Origin of the sequence: Amycolatopsis sp. lyj-346 (genome assembly GCF_046548975.1) — a bacterium.
Classification (GTDB): domain Bacteria; phylum Actinomycetota; class Actinomycetes; order Mycobacteriales; family Pseudonocardiaceae; genus Amycolatopsis.
The window spans coordinates 35,746-54,981 of record NZ_JAJPWT010000003.1 but is presented as its reverse complement, the minus strand read 5'-3'; the positions used below and the strand labels follow the sequence as shown (position 1 = coordinate 54,981).

Here is a 19,236-nt window from a genome sequence, read left to right as displayed (position 1 = left end):
GGTGAGTTCAGTCGCCGCGTTGTGGGTGCGCGGGGTCCGTGGAGCGCGCCCGTGAGCCCGCTCCTCATCGCGAACCCCGTCGAGCCCGCCGAACTCGCCGATGCGCTCGGGCTGCACCGGCCCACGCCCGAACAGGCCACCGTCATCGCCGCGCCCGTCGAACCCTCGCTCGTCGTCGCCGGGGCCGGGGCCGGGAAGACCGAAACCATGGCCGCGCGGGTCGTCTGGCTCGTCGCCAACGGGATCGTCAGCCCCGACCGCGTCCTCGGCCTCACCTTCACCCGCAAGGCCGCGCGCCAGCTCGGCGAACGCGTCCGCGCCCGGCTGCGCCGCCTCGCCGGGTCCGGGCTGCTCGACCGCCTGGACCCGACCGGCGGCCTGCGGTCCACCGTGGTCGCCGGCGAACCCACCGTCCTGACCTACCACGCCTACGCCGGCCGGCTGCTGTCCGAACACGGCCTGCGCCTCCCGGTCCAGCCCGGCGTCCGGCTCCTCTCCGAGACCTCGTCGTGGCAGATCGCGCACCGCGTGGTGTCCACTTGGGACAACGATCTCGACACCGACCGCGTCCCGCCGACCGTCACCGCGGACGTCCTGCAGCTGGCCGGGGAGCTGGGCGAGCACCTCGTCTCCACCGAGGAGCTCGCCGAATACACGACGTGGCTGTGCCGCGTCATCGAGAACGCGCCGCGTGCCAAGGGACAGCGGGCCGCGCTGCCGCAGAAGCTCACCGAAATCATGGCCGCGCAGCACTTCCGGCTCGCGCTGCTGCCGCTCGTCGACGACTACCACCGCCGCAAGCGCAACGAAGGCGCGCTGGACTTCGCCGACCAGATGTCCCTCGCCGCCCAGCTGGCCGGCGGGTACCCGTCGGTCGTGCGCGGTGAGCGGGACCGCTTCGGCGCCGTGCTGCTCGACGAATACCAGGACACCGGACACGCCCAGCGCGTGCTGCTGCGGGCACTGTTCGGCGGCGTCGAGAACCCGCCGATGCCGGTCACCGCGGTCGGCGACCCCGCGCAGGCCATCTACGGCTGGCGCGGCGCCAGCGCGGCGAACCTGCCCCGGTTCACCACGGACTTCCCGCGCTTCGACGGCGAACGGCTCGTCCCCGCGCACGAATTCGGGCTGCTGACCAGTTTCCGCAACCCACCGGAAATCCTCGAGCTCGCGAACGCGATCGCCGAACCACTGCGTGCCCGCGGCCTCGGCGTCGAACGGCTGCGGGCCCGCGAAGGCGCCGGCCCCGCGGACATCGCGTGCGCGCTGCTGCCGGACATCCGCGCCGAACGCGCGTGGGTCGCCGACGCCCTCGCCCGGCGGTGGTACGTCCACCAGGAACAGGCCGGCAAGCCGCCCACCGCCGCGGTGCTGGTGCGGCGCCGCGCCGACATGGCCCCGATCGCCGCCGAACTGCGGGCGCGCGGGCTGCCGGTCGAGGTCGTCGGGCTCGGCGGGCTGCTGGACGAGCCCGAGGTCGCGGACCTCGTGTCGACGCTGAAGGTGCTCGCGGACCCGCTGTCCGGCAGCGCGGCGGCCCGGCTGCTGACCGGGGCCCGCTGGCGGCTCTCGGCCGCCGACGTCGCCGCGCTGTGGCGGCGCGCCGGCGAGCTGTCCAGCCCGGAAAAGGCGGACACGCCGGAGCTGGTCGTCGAGCGCGTCGAGCAGGCCGGGCTGATCGACGCCATCGACGAGCCGGGTGACCCGGCGCGGTACTCCGAGGAGGGCTACCAGCGGATCCGGCGGATCGGCTGGGAGCTGGCCGCGCTGCGGCGGCGGCTCGACCAGTCGCTGCCGGAGCTCGTCGCCGACGTCGAACGCACGATGCTCCTGGACGTCGAATCGCTGGCCCGGCCCGGTTCCGCGGGGCGGGCGCACCTGGACGCGTTCGCCGAGGTCGTCACCGACTACGCCGAGACGGCGCCGACGGCGACCCTGCTGTCCTTTGTGGACTACCTGAACACCGCCGCGCACGCCGAGGACGGGCTCACCCCGGGCGAGGTCGAGGTGGTGCCGGACCGGGTGCAGGTGCTGACCGTGCACTCGGCGAAGGGCCTCGAGTGGGAAGTCGTCGCCGTGCCGCACCTGGTGCACGAGGTGTTCCCCGGGCGGCGGCGGTCGTCGTCGTGGCTGCGGACGGCGACGTCGCTGCCGGCGAAGCTGCGGGGCGACGCCGAGGACCTGCCCGAGCTGCGGATCGCCGAGGGCTACGACCGCAAGGAAGTCCAAGAAGGACTGGAGCTGCACGAGGCCGGGTTCGTCGAGCGGGAGCAGGCGGAGGAACGGCGGCTCTGCTACGTCGCGCTGACGCGGTCCGAGCACGCGCTGATCGTCTCCGGGCACTGGTGGAACGAAAGCAGCAGCCGGGTGAAGGGGCCGTCGGAGTTCCTCACGGAGATCGCGGACGTCGTGCGCGAGTCCGGCGCCGGGCAGCTCGCCGAGTGGGCGCCGGAACCCACCGAGGACGACGAAAACCCGCTGGTGTCGGACTCGCGGGCGGGGCGCTGGCCGGTCGACCCGCTGGCCGACCGGCGCACCGGCGTGCAGACCGGCGTGGAGCTGGTGACCGAGGCGCTCGCCGCACCACCGGACGAGGAAGAGCCCGAAGAGGACGACCCGGACGGGTGGACGACCGACACCGACGTCCTGCTGGAGGAGTGGGCGCGCAAGGACGACCACGTCAAGCGGGTCCCGCTGCCTTCGCGGCTTTCGGTGAGCCAGCTGGTCGCACTGGCCGACGACGCCGCCCGCCTCGCCGCCGACCTGCGCCGTCCGCTCCCGGTGGCGCCCAACAGCTTCGCCCGCCGCGGCACGGAGTTCCACGGCTGGCTGGAACGCCGGTTCGCGGGCGACCAGCTTATCGAGATCGACGACCTCCCGGGCGCCGCCGACTTCGGCGAGGCCCCCGACGCGGACTTCGAGGAACTGCAGACGGAGTTCGAGAAGAGCGAGTGGGCGTCGCGGGTCCCGGTGGCGGTGGAGGTGACGTTCTCGGCCGACGTCGAAGGCATCACCCTGCGCGGCCGCATGGACACGGTCTTCGCCGACCCCGACGGCGGCTGGACGGTGGTCGACTGGAAGACCGGCTCGGTCCCGCCGGAGTCCCGGATCCCGGCCCTGTCGGTCCAGCTGGCGGCGTACCGGATGGCCTGGGCGGCGCTGAAGGGCGTCCCGGTGGAGCGGGTCCGCGCGGCGTTCCACTACGTCCGCGCGAACCGCACGATCCGCCCGGCGGACCTCCTGGACCCGGACGCCCTCCGCGGGCTGCTCCGCGACATCCCCGAGGCGTGACGGAACAGCCGACACGCGTGATTGAACAGCCGACACGCGTGATTCGAGGGTCGACACGACGGAACTTCGGGGTGGCGTCGTGTCGACTCGTCAATCACGTGAGTCGGCGCTCCAAACACGCGTGCCGACCCTTCGGTCACGTGCTGCGGAGCTGGAGTTCGGGGCTGCGGTGGGCCCGGACCGTGGCGCCCGCCGACGATCAGGCGGCGTCGCGGACCTTCAGCGCCCACGCGATCAGCGGCCACTGCAGCGGCAGCCGCGCCCAGGCGATCGCGCGCTTCGGGAGCGGGGCGCGGCGGGCGTCCACCGCCATCTTCACGTTCCCCGGGAACACGCCCAGGAACAGCAGGGCCGCCGCCAGCCCGCCGAGACGACGGGTGCGCGGGGTGGCCACCGCGGCCGCGACCGCCAGTTCCGCCACCCCCGATCCGTACGTCCACGCCCGCCGGGACCCCGGCAGCGAAGCGGGGATCAGGCCGTCGAAGGGCTTGGGGACGGCGAAGTGCAGGACGCCCATGAAGCCCAGCGCGCCCGCCAGCAGGTGCGCGGGCCGTTGCGAGGTTGCCATGAACTCATCGTTTCACGCGGCGGCGCGGTGTCCGGTTCGGCTATCCTCCGGGCGTGAGTGACGCTCGACACGAGCCAGCATGAAGGCCCTCAGGCGGTTGCCGCTGGGCAGCCTCACCGATCGGCCCGACCACGAGCTCGTCGGCATCCTGCGGATGCCCGAGCTGACGACCAGCCCGCTCCGCGCGATCGTCAAGCGGATCATCGGCGCGACGCTGGCGCTGCTGGCCACCGTGATCATCGTCTACCTCGACCGCGACGGCTACCGCGACGCCAACGGCGACGGCCTGTCCCTGCTGGACAGCCTGTACTACGCCACGGTTTCGCTGTCGACGACCGGCTACGGCGACATCGCGCCGGCCACGTCGTCCGCGCGCCTGGTGAACGTCCTGGTGATCACCCCGCTGCGGGTGCTTTTCCTCATCGTCCTGGTCGGGACCACCCTGGAGGTGCTCACCGAGCGCTCCCGCCAAGCGTTCAAGATCCAGAAGTGGAGGTCGAAGGTGCGCGACCACACGGTCGTCGTCGGGTTCGGCACCAAGGGCCGGTCCGCCGTCAACGCGCTGCTCGGTGACGAGAACATCGCCCCGGAGCAGATCGTCGTCGTCGACACCGACCAGGCGGCCCTCGACGCGGCGAGCGCGCTCGGCCTCGTCGCCGTGTACGGCTCGGCCACTCGTTCCGACGTCCTGCGCGTCGCCGCGGTCCAGCACGCGCGGGCGGTCGTGGTCGCCCCGAACCGCGACGACACGGCGGTGCTCGTCACGCTCACCGCCCGCGAGCTGGCGCCGAAGGCGCACATCGTCGCGTCGGTGCGGGAGGCGGAGAACGTCCACCTGCTCAAGCAGTCGGGCGCCAACCAGGTCGTGGTCTCCAGCGAGACGGCCGGGCGGCTGCTCGGCATGGCGACGTCGACGCCGCTGGTCGTGGACATCATGGAGGACCTGCTGACCCCCGAATCGGGTCTGGCGATCGCCGAGCGGGCGGTCGAGCCGTCGGAGGAGGGCGGGTCGCCGCGGCACCTGTCCGACCTCGTGCTCGGCGTGGTCCGCGACGGCGTCCTCTACCGCGTCGACGCCCCGCAGGCCGACGCCATCGAACCGGGCGACAAGCTGCTGTACGTCAAGAAGGTGACGCAGGCGGAGAAGATCGAGCGCTAGGCCCCAGCGCCCCAAGGTGGCCTTGGTTGCGTTCAACGCACCGAAGGCCACCTTGGGTGCGTTGAACGCACCGAAGGCCACATTGGGGCGCTCGGGGGGACTGACCAGGGGACCTGGGTTTTGCCCCCGGGATCTGGAAGCATGACCGGGTGCCCCCGCGATCCCTCGCCCTCAAGTGGCCCACGGTGGCGATCCCCGCCGCGGCGGGTGTGCTCGTCGTGCTGCTCGCCTGGCTGGCCGGGCCCGGGCTGCTGGGCATCGGCAACGACGTCCTGGGTGCGCCGGTGCAGGCGGAGGTGACCAAGCCGGCGCCGTGCGGCGGGGCGGACACCAAGGAAACCGTGAAGTTCACCGTCACCGGCAAGGTCCACGAAGGCACCCTCGACGGCTGCGGGCACGGCCAGGGCGAACGCGTCGAGGTCGCCGTCCCGGAGGTGCTGCCGGACCAGGGCCCGGTCGCCGTCCACGTCGCGGACACGTCGATGGGAGCGTCGGACGCCCGGCGCCCGCTCGGCCTGGCGCTGCTGGTGTTCGCGTGCTTCTCCGGCGGGATGTTCGCCTACCTCTGGCTGAGCATCCCGCTGCGTCCCCAACCCAAACCGGCTAGCTGACCTCGGACGACGGCGCCGAGAAGGTGTTGCAGTCGGCGATCCGGTTGCTCGTCGCGCCCGCCCGCCACCAGGACGCGTAGTGCGCGTTCGTCCCGTGGTCGTGGCTGCGGGAGGTGTTGTCGCCGCGGGTCTCCTGGTCGTTCCAGGCCTTGTTGTACATGTCGCGGGTGATCGTGCCGCCCTGGTCGACGTGCGCGCCGAGGAACATCCCCGAGAAGCACTGGGCCTGCAGTTCCTTGCGCCGCGACATCTCGAGCCCGGCCGGGCTGTTCTGGCCCGCCTCGTAGATCTTCTGCCAGGCCGCGTCCATCAGCCCGGCGACCTCCTGCACGTGGTGGCCGTACTCGTGGGCGAACAGGGCCAGGTAGACGCCGGGGTTGTTGCCGTACTGGTCGGTCTGCAGGCCGCGGAAGGGGACGTACAGGTTGTTTTCGCAGTAGTACGCGGCGGTCGCGATGCCGACCTGGATCGTGCCGCACTCGGTCTCGAAGCTCGCGCCCGTCGGGAAGTGCAGCGACGGCGGCGTGAACGGCAGGCGGTAGGCCGCGAGGAACGGGCCCCACGCCGCGTCGAGGCACTTGCTGGCCGAGGTGAAGAACGCTTCCGCGCCGGCCTGCGTGCTCTGCCAGGCCGGCAGCGTGCAGACGCGGTTCTGCAGGCCGGCGTTCGGGTCCTGCAGGATCGGGTGGTCGGCCAGCTTGAGGACCTTCTGCGGGCCGGTGGGGCTGGGTGTCGACAGCTCGGCCGGCGGGTTCGACGCCGACGCCGGGGCACCCGCGCCGCCGGGCGGCAGCTGCTGCGGGGGAACGTCCTGTGACGACGGGACGTCGCGGAGGTTCGGGTTGGCCAGCGGGGTGTTGTCGCGGTTGAGGGCCACGATCGCGACCAGCCCGAGCACCAGCACGGCCACCGCGCCGAGGCAGACGCCGATCACCGCGGCCGGCGACCGGCGCCTCGGTGCGGACACGGTGTGGGGGCGGCCCAGCCACGGGAGATCCGGTTGCGCATCCGGCACCGGCGGCGGCTGGACGGTTCCGCGAGGCGGTACCTGGCCGGGGGGCGGTTGCGTCACTAGGCAGTCCCGAAGGGTCTCGGTACGGACCGGGGGTACCCGATCCCGCCATTCAGCATATCGGGGGAACGGGTCGTCTCGCACCCGTCCGTGCGCGCGGTGTCACGGCGCAGCGACGTCACCCCAGCTCTGGCCGGGTGCAACCGGCTCTGGAAGAGTGTGGTCAAGATAGGTGACGCAGGCGAGGGGCTTCGATGACAGACACCGGCGGCAATGGCGCCGACACGCCGACTCCGAGCCAGGGCGTGCCCTCGGCTTCCCCTCCCGGATCGGGTGAGCCGAAGCGGCCCGATCACGCGGCGTCACCAGCGACGCCGCCGCGGGGCTGGCAGGCGCCGGACGCGCAGGCGACCCCGCCGGCACCGCCCCCGGGCTGGCAGCACGGGCCCGGCCACCGGCCGGACGCCCCGCCGCCGTTCACCGGGCAGCAGCCGCAGTACCAGCCGCAGTACCAGCCGCCGCGCTGGAACCCGCACGGGCTCGGCAAGCCCGGCGTGATCGCGCTGCGGCCGCTCAACATCGGCGACATCCTCGACGGCGCGATCACCGCGATCCGCCGGCACGCCTTGCTGGTGCTCGGCATCGGCGCGGTGGTGGCGGTGATCAGCGCCGCGATCACGTTCGTCCTGCAGAAGTACATCCTCACGGACCTGGAGAGCTTCGCTTCGACGATCGAGCTCGGCCCCGCGGCGACCGAAGCGGAGCTGCGCAACGCTCTCTTCGGCACGTTCGGCGACGTCTTCATCGTGCTGATCTCCTCGACGCTGGTCTCGACGTTCCTGCTGACCGTCACCACCGGCCTGATGGCCGCGGTGATGGGCCGCGCCGCGCTGGGCCGCGAGGTCACCTTCGGCATCGCCTGGCGCGAAGTGCAGCCCCGGCTGCTGCCGCTGCTCGGCCTCGCGTTCGTCTACGCGCTCCTCAGCACCATCGGCGTCCTGCTCTGCATCATCCCGGGCGTGCTCGCGTGGGTGTTCTGGGCGCTGGCCGCGCCGGCGCTCGTGCTCGAGCGCGGGACGTTCCGGGCGGCGTTCGCGCGTTCGGTCAAGCTGGTCGGCGGCGCGTTCTGGCGGGTGCTCGGCGTGCTGCTGCTGGCGCGGATCATCGAGGGCTTCTTCCAGAACATCATCCAGCTGCCGTTCACGCTGGGCAGCGGCGCGTTCAGCCAGATGTTCAACCCGAGCAAGGTGACCGTGCCGAGCACCGGTGACCTGCTGCTGGCGTCGGCCGGGCAGATCATCGCCGGCACCATCGCGATCCCGTTCGTCGCGCTGGTCACCGTGATCGTCTACCTCGACCAGCGGATGCGCCGCGAAGGCATGGACATCGAGCTGGCCCGCGCCGCGGGGGTCCAGCCGCCGCAGGCATGGTGACCTTCCGGCTCGAAGACGTCCCGGTCGGCATCGACCGGGACGCGGCCCGCCGCGCGGCCGAAGAGGAGCTGTCGGACCCGAAGTACCGGGACGCCCGGCCGAGCCTCCTCCAGGAGATCGGCCGGTGGCTTGGAGAGCAGCTGGACAAGCTGCTGAACAGCCTGTCCTCGGACGTCCCCGGCGGCATCTTCGGGGTGCTGCTGATCGTCGTGCTGCTGATCGTGCTGGTCGTGGTGATCCGGCTGCGCACGGGCAAGATCGCCCGCGCGGCGCGGGCCGATCGCGTCGTGTTCGGCGGGCAGCGCCGGAGTGCCGCCGACTACCGCCGGTCGGCCGCGGAAGCCGCCGCCGCGGGCCGGTTCGACGACGCCGTCCGCGACCGGTTCCGCGCCGTCGTGCGGGCCCTGGAGGAACGCGCGCTGCTCGACACCCGTTCCGGCCGGACGGCGGACGAGGCCGCCGCCGAGGCCGGGCTGCTGCTGCCGAACGTCGCGGACCGGCTGCGGCAGGGGGCGCGGCTCTTCGACGACGTGCACTACGGCGGCCGCGAAGGCTCCGAGGCGGCGTACCAGGCGCTGACCGAGCTGGACGAACGCTGCCGCCGGGAGCGGCCGGTCGCGATGGCGGGCCCGTGAGCACCTCGGTATCGCCCGACCTGCGCCGGATCTGGCGCGGTGCCCGGATTCCCCTCGCCCTGCTCGTCCTGATCTTCCTCGCCGGTGCCCTGCTCCTGCTCGGCCGCGGCGAACAGGCCCACGGCGCCCTCGAACCCGGCTCGTACGAACCCGGCGGTGCGCACGCCCTCGCGCAGCTGCTGAAGGACCAGGGCGTGGACGTCCGGACCGCGCACACGGCCGCCGAAGCGGACGCCGAAGTCGGCGACGACGCGACGCTGCTCGTGACCGCCCCGGATCTGGCCCCGGTGAAGCGGTTCGACGCGCTGCGGGAGCGCGCCGCCGACGTCGTCCTGGTGGCGCCGGGGGAACCGACGCTGCGTGATTCGCTGCCGCTCGTGCGCCCGGCCGGCCGCAGCGACGTCGGAACCCTGAAGCCGCAGTGCACGGTCGCCGCGGCGGTCGCGGCGGGCGAGGTCACGCTCGGCGGGATCGGCTACTCCTCGCCCGGCGCGCGCTCGTGCTACCCGGGTGAAGACGGTGGCGGCACGCTGCTGCAGCTCGCCGACGGGGGCGGCACGACGACGCTGCTCGGCTCGCCGGCGCCGCTGACCAACGCCCGGCTCGCCGAACAGGGCAACGCGGCGCTGGGGCTGCGCCTGCTCGGCGCGCACCCGAAGCTCGTCTGGTACCTGCCGACCACGTCGGACCCGGCGCTGGACGACTCCCGCCGGTCGATCTTCGAGCTGATCCCGGACGGCTGGTACTACGGGGCCGCGCAGGCGTTCGTCGCCGTCGCCCTGCTGGCGTTGTGGCGGGCCCGCCGGCTCGGCCCGGTGGTCACCGAGCCGCTGCCGATCGTCGTCCGCGCGGCCGAAACGGCCGAGGGCCGCGCCCGGCTCTACCGGCGGGCGAAGGCGGCCGGGCACGCGGGTGAGACGCTGCGGGAGGGCACGCGCACCCGGCTGCGGACCGCGCTGGGCCTGCCGCGCGACGCCGATCCGGCGGCCCTGGTGGCGTCGGTGAGCACGCGGACGGGCCGGGCGGCGAACGACGTCGGCGCGGTCCTCTACGGCCCGCCGGTGCCGGACGACCCCGCGCTGGTCCGGCTGGCGGGCGAACTCGATCAGGTGGAACGAGAGGCAGGGCGAACTTGACCAGCGGTACCGAGAACGCGACCGGGGCCCGCGACGCGCTGATCGCGCTGCGCGCCGAGGTCGGCAAGGCCGTCGTCGGCAACGAAGCCGCCGTGACCGGCCTGATCCTGGCGCTGCTCTGCCGGGGGCACGTGCTGCTCGAAGGCGTCCCCGGCGTGGCGAAGACGCTGCTGGTGCGGGCACTGGCCGCGGCGCTGGACCTGGAGACCACCCGCGTGCAGTTCACGCCGGACCTGATGCCCGGCGACGTCACCGGCTCGATCGTCTACGACGCGCACAGCGGCGAATTCTCCTTCCGCGAGGGGCCGGTGTTCACGAACCTGCTGCTCGCCGACGAGATCAACCGGACGCCGCCGAAGACGCAGTCGTCGCTGCTGGAGGCGATGGAGGAGCGGCAGGTCTCGCTCGACGGCAAGTCGCGGCCGCTGCCGGACCCGTTCATCGTGATCGCCACCCAGAACCCGGTGGAGTACGAGGGCACCTACCCGCTGCCGGAGGCGCAGCTGGACCGGTTCCTGCTCAAGCTGACCATGCCGGCGCCCTCGCGCGAGGACGAGATCGGCATCCTGTGGCGGCACGCGCAGGGCTTCGACCCGCGCAACCTCGCGGCGGCGGGCCTGCGCGCGGTCGCCGGTGCCCCGGAACTCGCGGCGGCGCGCGAAGCCGTGGCCCGCGTGACGATCGGGCCCGAGGTGATCGGGTACGTCGTCGACCTGTGCCGGGCGACGCGGCAGCTGCCGTCGGTGCGGATCGGCGTTTCCCCCCGTGGTGCGACGGCGTTGCTCGCGGTGACCCGGGCCTGGGCGTGGCTCGCGGGCCGCGACTACGCGACCCCCGACGACGTCAAGGCCCTCGCCCGGCCCGCGCTGCGGCACCGCCTCGACGTGCGGCCGGAGGCGGAGCTCGAAGGCGTCACCGCGGACGGCGTGCTGGACCGCGTGCTCGCCTCCGTGCCCGTGCCGCGCTGACATGGCCGTCACCGGAAGGCTCGGGCTGCTGGCGCTGTTCGGCGCGCTGGTGGTCGGGCTGCTCCTGCCGTCCGCGGCCGGAGTGCTGGCGGTCGGCGCGGTGCTGCTGGTGCTCGTCGTGGCCGACCTGGCGCTCGCGGGCAGCGTGCGGTCGCTGACGTTCGCGCGCTCGGGGGACACGTCGGTCCGGCTCGGCGAGCCGTGCGAGGTGACGCTCGTGGTGGCCAACCCGGGACGGCGGGCCGTGCGCGGGCAGCTGCGGGACGCGTGGCCGCCGAGCGCGGGCGCGCTCGACCGGCATCCGGTGCGCGTCCCGGCGGGGGAGCGGCGGGCGCTGGTGACCGCGTTGCGGCCGTCCCGGCGGGGCGACCGGACGGCGGCGCGCGTGACGGTCCGGTCGGTGGGGCCGCTGGGCCTGGCTGCCCGCCAGGGTTCGCACGCGGTGCCGTGGACGGTCCGGGTGCTGCCGCCGTTCCACAGCCGCAAGCACCTGCCGTCGCGGCTGGCGCGGCTGCAGCAGCTCGACGGCCGCAACGCGGTGCTGATCCGCGGCCAGGGCACGGAATTCGATTCGCTGCGCGAGTACGTCATCGGCGACGACGTCCGGTCCATCGACTGGCGCGCCACGGCGCGGGCGGCGGACGTCATGGTCCGGACCTGGCGCCCCGAGCGCGACCGGCACGTGGTGCTGGTCCTCGACACGGGCCGCGTTTCGGCGGGCCGGGTGGGCAACGCACCCCGCCTCGACGCGGCGATGGACGCGGCCCTGCTGCTGGCGGCCTTGGCGTCCCGGGCCGGCGACCGCGTCGACCTCCTGGCCTACGACCGGCGCCTGCGGGCGGCGGTGCAGGGGTCGTCCGGGGCGTCGTTGCTGACGTCGCTGGTGAACGCGATGGCGCCGCTCGAGCCGTCACTGGTCGAGACGGACGCCCGCGGCATGATCGCGGAGGTGCTGCAGCGGACCCGCCGCCGGGCGCTGGTCGTGCTGCTGACCGGGCTGGACGCGGCGCCGATGGAAGAGGGCCTGTTCCCGGTGCTGAGCTCGCTGACCGGACGCCACGAGCTGGTGGTGGCTTCGGTGGCGGACCCCAGGGTGGCGGAGATGCTGACGGCCCGCGGCAACGCGGAAGCCGTCTACGACGCGGCGGCGGCCACCCGGACGACGGCCGAGCGGCTCCGGGTGACCGAGCGGCTGGTGCGGCACGGGGTGAGCGTGGTGGACGCGGTCCCGGAGGAACTGCCCCCGGCACTGGCGGACCGTTACCTGGCCCTGAAAGCCGCCGGCCGGCTGTAGCGCGTCGGCCGCCTTCGGTTCACCCCGACTCGGGGAGGGCGTCGCCGGCGTCACGGGCGTCGAGGTCGCCGACCTCGCCGTCCTTCGCCGCGCGCCGGCCGAGCGTGAAGACGTAACCCAGGAAAGCGATCTCGACCACCACGCCGATGCCCACCCGCAGCCACGTCGGCCAGCCCGACGGGGTCACGAACGCCTCGATCACCCCGGACACGAGCAGCACGCACGTCAGCCCGAGCGCCATCACCACCACCGACCGGCCCTGCTCGGCGAGCGCCGCCGTGCGGGAGCGGCGGCCAGGGTCGATCACCGTCCAGCCGAGTCTCAACCCCGTGCCCGCCGCGACGAACACCGCCGTCAGCTCCAGCAGGCCGTGGGGCAGCAGGAGGCCGATCATCACGTCGCCGCGGCCGGCCGCGCTCATCGCGCCGATGATCACCCCGGCGTTGAGCGAGTTCAGCCACAGCGCGGCGATCACCGGCAGGCCCAGCGCGACGCCGAGGAACAGGCAGGTCGCCGCCACCCACGCGTTGTTCGTCCACACGCGCGCCGCGAAGGACGCCGCCGGCCCGGTCGAGTAGTAGGTTTCCGCTTCGCCGCCGGGCTTGGTCAGCTCGCGCAGCTCGTCCGGGGTCCCCAGCGAGGCGCGGACGAGCGGGTCGCGCGTGACCCAGACGGCGATCACCGCCATCACCGCGATCGACACCAGCGCGGCCGGGATCCACCAGCGCCGCGACAGGTAGACCGCGGCGGGGAACCGGCGCGTGAAGAACAGGGCGACCTCGCGCCAGGCCGGGTTGTGCGACCCGGAGACCGCCGACCGGCCGCGGGCGACCAGATCCGAGAGCCTGCCGAGCAGCGCCGGATCCGGCGCGACCGACCGCACGATCGACAGGTGCGTCGCGGTCCGCTGGTAGAGCGTCACCAGCTCGTCGGCTTCCGGCCCGGTCAGCTTGCCGCCGCGCCGGGTCAGCTCGCCGAGCCGGTTCCACTCCGCCGCGTGTGCAGCGACGAAGACGTCCACATCCACGCCGACCACCCTATCGGTCTATACGCTGGACATCGTGCACGAGGAATCGGAGCTGGTCACCGGCGAAGCGGTCGTTCTCGACCTGCGCGTGGCCAAGCTCGCCAGCCGCGCGCTGGCGATGGCGCTGGACGTGGTCCTGCAGTTCGCGTTGCTGCTGGGGGCGGCCGTGGTGCTGTCGTTCGCGGTGCCGTTCGCCGACGAGTCGCTCTTCCTCGCGCTGATGCTGGTGTTCGTGGTGCTGATCATGGTCGGCTACCCGGTCGTGTTCGAGACGCTCTCGCGCGGCCGCTCGCTGGGCAAGATGGCGGTGGGGCTGCGGGTGGTCCGCGTCGACGGCGGCCCGATCCGGTTCCGGCACGCGCTGGTGCGCGGGCTCGCCGGCTTCGTCGTGGACTTCTGGGCACTCGGGCTGTTCGGCGCGGTCGCGGTGATCGTGTCGCTGTGCTCGTCGAACGGCCGCCGCGTCGGCGACTTCCTGGCCGGCACGCTGGTGATCCGCGAGCGCGCCCCGGAGGGCCCCGCGTATGCGGCCGTCGGCATGCCACCGGGCCTCGAGGGCTGGGCGGCGCAGCTCGACCTGACCCGCCTGCCGGACGACCTCGCACTGGCCAGCCGCCAGTTCCTCGCCCGGTTCCGCGAACTGCGGCCGGAGGCGTCGCACGCGCTCGGGTGGGGACTCGCGCAGCAGATGGGCAACGCGCTGGGCACGCCGGTGCCGCCCGGGGTGCCGCCGTGGGCGTTCCTGGCGGCGGTGCTGGCGGAGCGGCGCAACCGCGACCACGCCCGGGCGTTCCAGGCGTACGCGGCGCAGCAGCGTCCCGGCTACCTGCCGCAGACCCCGGGGCCGGACCAGCCGGGATTCCTGCGGGCGGGCTACGCGGCTCAGTCGGCGATGGTCACCGGTGGGCCGCCCGCCGCGCCGCCGCCCTGGCCGGCTGCCGCGGGCGGGGCGGAACCGCCGACCCCGCCGTCCGGAACACCGGTACCCGACGACAACCCGTTCACCCCACCCAGCTGACGGTCACCCCGAGCGCCCCAATGTGGCCTTCGGTGCGTTGAACGCACCCAAGGTGGCCTTCGGTGCGTTGAACGCACCCAATGTGGCCTTCGGTGCGTTGAACGCACCCAAGGCCACATTGGGGCGCTGGGGCAGGCGCTACGAGACGTCGGCCGAAGGCGAAAGCCAGGTGTTGCACTGCTGGTTGCGGTTCTTCGTGGCGCCGTGCTGCCACCAGCTGATGTTGTGCTTGGCGCTGCCGTGGTCGCGTTTTCCGTTGCGGGCGTAGTCGTCGCCGCGGTCCTGGGCGTTCCAGGCTTCGTTGTAGACGTTCTTGTCGACCGAGCCGCCGGAGACCGAGGCCGAGCCGAGGAACATGCCGGAGAAGCACTGCGCCTCGAGTTCCATCCGCCGCGACAGTTCCAGGTCGGCCGCCGAGTCGGCGCCCGCGTCGTAGCGCTGGCCGGCGAACGCCTCCGTGATGCCGGACAGGTTCTGCACGTGGTGGCCGTATTCGTGGGCCAGGATCGACAGGTACGGGCCGGGGTGGTTGCCCCACACGTCGAGCTCGATCCGGTCCATCGGCATGTAGATCGTGTTGTTCGCCGAGCAGTAGAACGGCGTGACGCCGGTGGTGGTGCCGCCGCTGCCGCACGGCGTCGACGATTCCGACAACGACCGCGGCACCGACAGGTTCGGTGTCCGGAACGGCAGGTCGACGGCGCCGAGCATGCGTGACCACATCGCGTCGAGACAGCCGATGCCGGACTGGAAGAAACGCGTGACGCTGTTCTGGTCGGTCGCCCAGCGGCTCAGCGAGCACGGGATGTTCTGCAGGCCGTAGTCCGCGCGGCCGAAGAGCGGGTTGTTCCCGGTGGCGGCGACCGGGCGGGGCCCGGCCGGTGGTGGCGACGTCGGTGTCTCGCGCGCGGTGGTGGTGCGGCTCGGGCGCGTGGTCGTTTCCTCGGCCGAGGAGGTGGTGGCGATGGTCGCTTCGGTTTCTTCGGTGGTGGTCGGGTAGGTGCTGGAGTACCCGGCGTCGGCCACGTGCCGCTGGTGGTTCCCGGACAGCGCAACGGCGGCGACGAGCCCACCGGCGACGGCGACGATCGCGAAGATGGCCACGGCGACGATCACCCCGGCGTTCGACTTCCTGGCGACGTAAGGGGTGTAGCCGGGCGCGAACCGCGGACCGAAACCCGGCGGCCCGGCGTAACCGGGGGTGAATCCGGGCGGGACGGTGGCGGGCAGAGGAGCCCGCGCGGGCGGTGGAAGAGGACGGCCGTAGGGCCCGGTCGGCGGGCCGTAGGGACCGCGCGGCGGCTGCGGGACACCCGGGGCCGGCCGGCCTGCGCCGCGAGAACCGGGCGGCTGTGGTGCGGGTGCACCGAAGGGGTTCGGCGGCCCGGAAGTGCCGGTGCCGCCGGGAACTTGCGGCGGTTGCGGGGGCGCGCCGAACGGGCCGGACTGCCCACCCTGCCGTGAAGGCCCACCCCGCCCCGGCAGCGGCCGCACACCCGGTGGTGGCAACGGCCGCGCGCCCGGTGGCGGCAACGGCGGCCGGCCCGGCGGCTGCGGCCGGCCCGGCGGCTGCGGGCGGCGCGGGTCGTGCGGACCAGCGCCAGAACCAGGACCAGGACCAGGCCCGGCACCGGGACCCTGCGGGCCGTGCGTCATCGAGTGGAACCCCCCGTGCGATTTCCCCGTCGGAAGCGGCGTACCTGCGGTGATCGCGCCGTTCCGGGCGTCAGCATAGATCGAGTGCTCTAGGGTGTGGTGCTGTGTCGATGAAATGGGGGGCCGCCGCCGCGATCGCCGTCGCGGCCGTGCTGGTGACCGGGGGGCCCGCCGCCGCGCAGGGGCCGTCGGCCGGGCCCGTCCTGCCGAACCTGCCCGCCGACCAGGCCAAGAAACCCCAGCTGCTCACCGGGCAGGACGTCCGGCCCCCGGCGGGACCCACCGCCGACGTCGCCCTCAAGGTCCTGCGCGACGGCACCCTCTCCGTCACCGAACACGTCACCGTCCCCGGCGGGCAGCGGCTCGTCTCGCGCGTTCCCCTCCGGGTGCCCGCGAGCGACGACCAGGACCGCGTCTTCGCCGTCCGCGACGTCAAGACCGAAGGCGCGGCCACCAGCGAGCTCACCGGCGACCAGCTCGTCCTCACCTTCACCGGCGGCACCGCGCGCGTCACCTTCACCGTCGACGGCGCCATCGCCGACCAGAACGGCCGCCAGCAGGCCCGCTGGCAGGTCGCCGGCGGCTTCGACACGCCGCTGGCCAAGCTCACCGCGTCGCTGCTCGCCCCGACGCCCCAATTGTCCCCTGTGGACTGTTTGGCCGGCCCGGTCGGTTCGAACCAGCGCTGCACCCTCGCCGAGCTCGACCACACCGGCGTCGTCCGGCTCGAACAGAACGACGTCCGCCCCGGCGACCGCGTCGACCTCCTCGTCGGCCTGCCCGCGGGCACCACCCCCGCGAACGCGAAGTTCGCCGGCATCGGCCTGCTCGCCAACGCCTTCGCGCTGACGCCGCCGATCGGAATCGCCTTCGCCGTCCTGCTCGCCTTCCTCGTCGCCGCCGCCCTTTTCGTGTGGCGGCGCCGCACGCAGGACGCCGGCGCGCTGCGCACCGCCACCGGCCCGGTCGAGGTCCTCCTGCGCGACGGCGACCGTGTCGTCTTCGCCAGCCCCGACGGCGTGCTGCCCGGCCAGGTCGGCACCGTCGTCGACGAGACGGTCGACGTCGTCGACATCAGCGCCACCGTGGTCGACCTGGCCGTCCGCAACTACCTGTGGCTGGCGGAAGTACCGGGACCCGACTGGCAGCTCGCCCGCCGCAACCCGCCCGACGAGCACCTCCACGACTTCGAGCGCGCCGTCTGCGAAACCCTGCTGCCGCCGGGCACCGACACCGTGCTCGTGTCGCAGCTGCGGGTCCGCGGCGGCCTCGACCTCCGCCGGATCAGCGACGCGATGTACGCCGACGTCGTCACCAAGCGCTGGTTCTCCCGCCGCCCGGACACCGCCCGCGGCCGGCTGACCTGGCTCGGCGCCGGCCTGTTCACCCTCGGCCTGGTCGCCACCGCGGTGCTCACCTTCACCGCCGGGTACGCGCTGCTCGGCGTCGCCGTCGCGCTCGCCGGGCTCGCGGTCGCCGCGGTGGCCGCGCTGCTGCCGTCCCGCACCGCCCGCGGCCGGGCGCTGGCCGGCCAGGTCCGCGGCCTGCTCGACTACCTGCACACCGCGAGGGCCGAGGACATCCCGCCCGCCGACCGCGAGCTCGTGTTCTCCCGCTCGCTGCCGTACGCGGTGGTGCTGGGCGACACCGAACGCTGGCTCGGCGCCTTCGCCGGGCTCAACCCGTCGGCCGACGGCTCGGCCGGGCTGTACTGGTACGGCGGCATGGAGGCCGACCCCGACCTGCGCCGGTTCGGCGCGCGCTTCCCGTCCTTCCTGACCGCGCTCGACGGCGTGCTCACCGCCGCCGCGGCCCGCTGACCGTGCTCGCGGGGGCGCTGCTGGCGCTCGCGCTGACCGCCGGGCCCGCGGACCAGCCGCCTCTCCCCACCGTGCCGCAGAGCGCGGAGATCCAGCTGAAGGTCCAGCGCGACGGCTCGCTGTCGGTCGTCGAAGCGATCTCGGTCCCCGGCGGCGTCACGATGGACCGCCGGATCGCGCTGCGGGCCGCGGCACCGCACCACCGAGACCGCGTCTACGGCATCCGCGACGTCGTCCTGGAAGGCCGCGGGACGGCGAGTGTCGACGAAGACGCCTTCACCGTCCACCTCCCGTCCGGCACCTCGATCGTCCGGTACACAGTGGACGGTGCGGTGGCCGGGGACCGCGTCACCTGGGAGCTGGCCGGCGGCTGGAACACCGAGCTGAAGTTCCTCCGCGCCTCCTTCGCGGCGCCGGAGATCCCGACCGCCGTCGATTGCCTCGCCGGCCCGCCGGACTCCGACTTCCGGTGCGGGGCCGCGCAGATCGACCACGCCGGGCTGACCCGGTTCAGCCAGCAGAACCTCGCCGCGGGCGACCGGATGACGGCGACCGTCGAGCTGCCCGCGGGCACGGTTCCCGCCAACGAAGTCCTGGTGCCGTCGAAGACGATCGCCGGCGCGTTCGTGCTCACCGCCCCGGTCGGCTGGGCCTGGGCGGCCCTCGCCGCGCTGCTCCTGACCCTCACCGCGCTGGTCCTCCTCGCCCGCCGGCGGCACTTTCACGTGAAAGTGCCCCGCCCAGGTGGGAGCTTTCACGTGAAAGCCACGGGTGAGTTCGCCTCGCCCGAGGGCGTGCTGCCCGGGCACACCGGTGTCCTCCTGCACGGCCGCCCCGGGGCCGCCGACCTGGCCGCCACCGTGCTCGACCTCGCCGTCCGCAACTACCTCTGGGTGAGCGCCGAGGACGGCGGCTGGCGGCTGGCCCGCCGCAACCCGCCCGACGAGCACCTCACCGTCTTCGAGCGTGCGGTCTACGCGGCCGTCGTCCCGGACGAGCCGGTGACCCTCGCCGAACTGCGGGAGCGGCACGTCACCGTCGGCCCGGCCGAGCTGTACGCCGACGCCGTCCGCCGCGGCTGGCTCGCCCCGCGGCCCCGGCGCCTCGGCCGCGCCGGGGTCCGGATCGTCTGCTACGGCGTGTTCCTCACCGTCCTGCTGGCCCTGACGGTCGGCTACGCCCAGCTCGGCGTCGTGGTCGTGCTGGCCGGGGCCGCCACCGTCGCCACTTCGGCCGCCCTGCCCGCGCGGCGGCGGGCCGGCGCCGACGTGGCGCGACGTCTGCGGGGCGTCGGCGAGATGCTCGCGTCGGTGAAGGCGAAGGACCTGGACAAGCCGCAGCGCGAGCAGGTCTTCTCCCGCGGCCTGCCGTACGCGCTCGCTTTGGGCGAACTGGCGCCCTGGGTGGCCGCGTTCGACGGGCTCGAACACCCCCCGCCGATCTACTGGCACGCCGGGGACGGCACGCCTGACCAGGCCGGAGCCTTCGCGACGGCGCTGGCCGGGACGTTCGCCGCCACCCGCCGCGGCCGCCTCCTCGACGACGTCGGCCGGGACACCCGTTCTCACCAGCCAGCCGAGACGCAGACGACCGCCCCGCCGTCGTAGG

Annotated in this window: 15 protein-coding genes; 11 read left to right on the top strand and 4 right to left on the bottom strand. The window is 73.8% G+C overall.

Features of this window, described 5'->3' with window-relative positions; all coding sequences use genetic code 11:
* Window positions 1-51: 51 nt before the first annotated feature.
* A complete protein-coding gene (locus ACLJQE_RS11825; protein WP_410639226.1) occupies window positions 52-3,291 on the top strand; it encodes an ATP-dependent helicase in 3,240 nt (1,079 codons plus the stop codon).
* A 199-nt stretch (window positions 3,292-3,490) separates the two neighbouring features.
* Here ACLJQE_RS11825 and ACLJQE_RS11820 read toward each other — a convergent pair whose 3' ends face one another.
* On the bottom strand, window positions 3,491-3,859 hold the full coding sequence (locus ACLJQE_RS11820; RefSeq protein WP_410639225.1) for a hypothetical protein: 369 nt from the start codon (window positions 3,857-3,859) through the stop codon (window positions 3,491-3,493).
* A 79-nt stretch (window positions 3,860-3,938) separates the two neighbouring features.
* Between ACLJQE_RS11820 and ACLJQE_RS11815 the strand changes: the two genes are divergently transcribed.
* Together ACLJQE_RS11815 and ACLJQE_RS11810 are read left to right on the top strand one after the other, a co-directional pair.
* Window positions 3,939-5,018 carry a potassium channel family protein gene (locus ACLJQE_RS11815; RefSeq protein WP_410639224.1) on the top strand — a complete coding sequence of 360 codons (1,080 nt, stop codon included), beginning with the start codon at window positions 3,939-3,941 and terminating at the stop codon, window positions 5,016-5,018.
* 185 nt (window positions 5,019-5,203) lie between these two features.
* Complete coding sequence (locus tag ACLJQE_RS11810; protein WP_410639777.1) at window positions 5,204-5,629, top strand: hypothetical protein; 426 nt, start codon at window positions 5,204-5,206, stop codon at window positions 5,627-5,629.
* On the opposite strand, the gene ACLJQE_RS11805 is transcribed toward ACLJQE_RS11810, so the two are convergent.
* Window positions 5,622-6,644, bottom strand: a complete 1,023-nt coding sequence (locus ACLJQE_RS11805) for a neutral zinc metallopeptidase (RefSeq protein ID WP_410639223.1) — start codon at window positions 6,642-6,644, stop codon at window positions 5,622-5,624. The genes ACLJQE_RS11810 and ACLJQE_RS11805 overlap by 8 nt on opposite strands.
* 251 nt (window positions 6,645-6,895) lie before the next feature.
* Between ACLJQE_RS11805 and ACLJQE_RS11800 the strand changes: the two genes are divergently transcribed.
* From ACLJQE_RS11800 to ACLJQE_RS11780, 5 genes are read left to right on the top strand one after another with little or no spacing between them, the layout of a single operon-like run.
* Window positions 6,896-8,074, top strand: a complete 1,179-nt coding sequence (locus ACLJQE_RS11800; RefSeq protein ID WP_410639222.1) for a hypothetical protein — start codon at window positions 6,896-6,898, stop codon at window positions 8,072-8,074.
* Complete coding sequence (locus tag ACLJQE_RS11795) at window positions 8,068-8,709, top strand: DUF4129 domain-containing protein (protein ID WP_410639221.1); 642 nt, start codon at window positions 8,068-8,070, stop codon at window positions 8,707-8,709. Before ACLJQE_RS11800 ends, ACLJQE_RS11795 begins: the two co-directional genes overlap by 7 nt.
* A complete protein-coding gene (locus ACLJQE_RS11790; RefSeq protein WP_410639220.1) occupies window positions 8,706-9,845 on the top strand; it encodes a DUF4350 domain-containing protein in 1,140 nt (379 codons plus the stop codon). Before ACLJQE_RS11795 ends, ACLJQE_RS11790 begins: the two co-directional genes overlap by 4 nt.
* Window positions 9,842-10,813 carry an AAA family ATPase gene (locus ACLJQE_RS11785; protein WP_285988507.1) on the top strand — a complete coding sequence of 324 codons (972 nt, stop codon included), beginning with the start codon at window positions 9,842-9,844 and terminating at the stop codon, window positions 10,811-10,813. The genes ACLJQE_RS11790 and ACLJQE_RS11785 overlap by 4 nt, the downstream gene beginning before the upstream one ends.
* A gap of 1 nt (window position 10,814) precedes the next feature.
* Window positions 10,815-12,107 (top strand): DUF58 domain-containing protein, encoded by a 1,293-nt coding sequence (locus ACLJQE_RS11780; RefSeq protein ID WP_410639219.1) that lies wholly within the window; start codon window positions 10,815-10,817, stop codon window positions 12,105-12,107.
* Between the two features lie 19 nt (window positions 12,108-12,126).
* Here the strand turns inward: ACLJQE_RS11780 and ACLJQE_RS11775 are convergent, their stop codons facing one another.
* Entirely contained in the window at window positions 12,127-13,134 is a 1,008-nt protein-coding gene (locus ACLJQE_RS11775; protein WP_410639218.1) for a stage II sporulation protein M, read from the bottom strand.
* A gap of 34 nt (window positions 13,135-13,168) precedes the next feature.
* Here ACLJQE_RS11775 and ACLJQE_RS11770 point away from each other — a divergent pair, with 34 nt between their 5' ends.
* Window positions 13,169-14,152: an RDD family protein gene (locus ACLJQE_RS11770; RefSeq protein WP_410639217.1), complete on the top strand. Its 984-nt coding sequence runs from the start codon at window positions 13,169-13,171 to the stop codon at window positions 14,150-14,152.
* A gap of 138 nt (window positions 14,153-14,290) precedes the next feature.
* Here the strand turns inward: ACLJQE_RS11770 and ACLJQE_RS11765 are convergent, their stop codons facing one another.
* Window positions 14,291-15,268, bottom strand: coding sequence for a neutral zinc metallopeptidase (locus ACLJQE_RS11765; protein ID WP_410639216.1), 978 nt, complete (start codon window positions 15,266-15,268; stop codon window positions 14,291-14,293).
* A 650-nt stretch (window positions 15,269-15,918) separates the two neighbouring features.
* Here ACLJQE_RS11765 and ACLJQE_RS11760 point away from each other — a divergent pair.
* Both ACLJQE_RS11760 and ACLJQE_RS11755 read left to right on the top strand, forming a co-directional pair.
* Window positions 15,919-17,628 (top strand): DUF2207 family protein, encoded by a 1,710-nt coding sequence (locus tag ACLJQE_RS11760; protein ID WP_410639215.1) that lies wholly within the window; start codon window positions 15,919-15,921, stop codon window positions 17,626-17,628.
* A 2-nt stretch (window positions 17,629-17,630) separates the two neighbouring features.
* Entirely contained in the window at window positions 17,631-19,235 is a 1,605-nt protein-coding gene (locus ACLJQE_RS11755) for a DUF2207 family protein (RefSeq protein ID WP_410639214.1), read from the top strand.
* Window position 19,236: the final 1 nt, after the last annotated feature.

Bases quoted from the DNA above. Each gene is read 5' to 3' on its own strand.
- ACLJQE_RS11820 (WP_410639225.1), bottom strand. From the start codon at position 3,859: ATGGCAACCTCGCAACGGCCCGCGCACCTGCTGGCGGGCGCGCTGGGC.
- ACLJQE_RS11815 (WP_410639224.1), top strand. From the start codon at position 3,939: ATGAAGGCCCTCAGGCGGTTGCCGCTGGGCAGCCTCACCGATCGGCCC.
- ACLJQE_RS11800 (WP_410639222.1), top strand. From the start codon at position 6,896: ATGACAGACACCGGCGGCAATGGCGCCGACACGCCGACTCCGAGCCAG.
- ACLJQE_RS11795 (WP_410639221.1), top strand. From the start codon at position 8,068: ATGGTGACCTTCCGGCTCGAAGACGTCCCGGTCGGCATCGACCGGGAC.
- ACLJQE_RS11780 (WP_410639219.1), top strand. From the start codon at position 10,815: ATGGCCGTCACCGGAAGGCTCGGGCTGCTGGCGCTGTTCGGCGCGCTG.
- ACLJQE_RS11760 (WP_410639215.1), top strand. From the start codon at position 15,919: ATGAAATGGGGGGCCGCCGCCGCGATCGCCGTCGCGGCCGTGCTGGTG.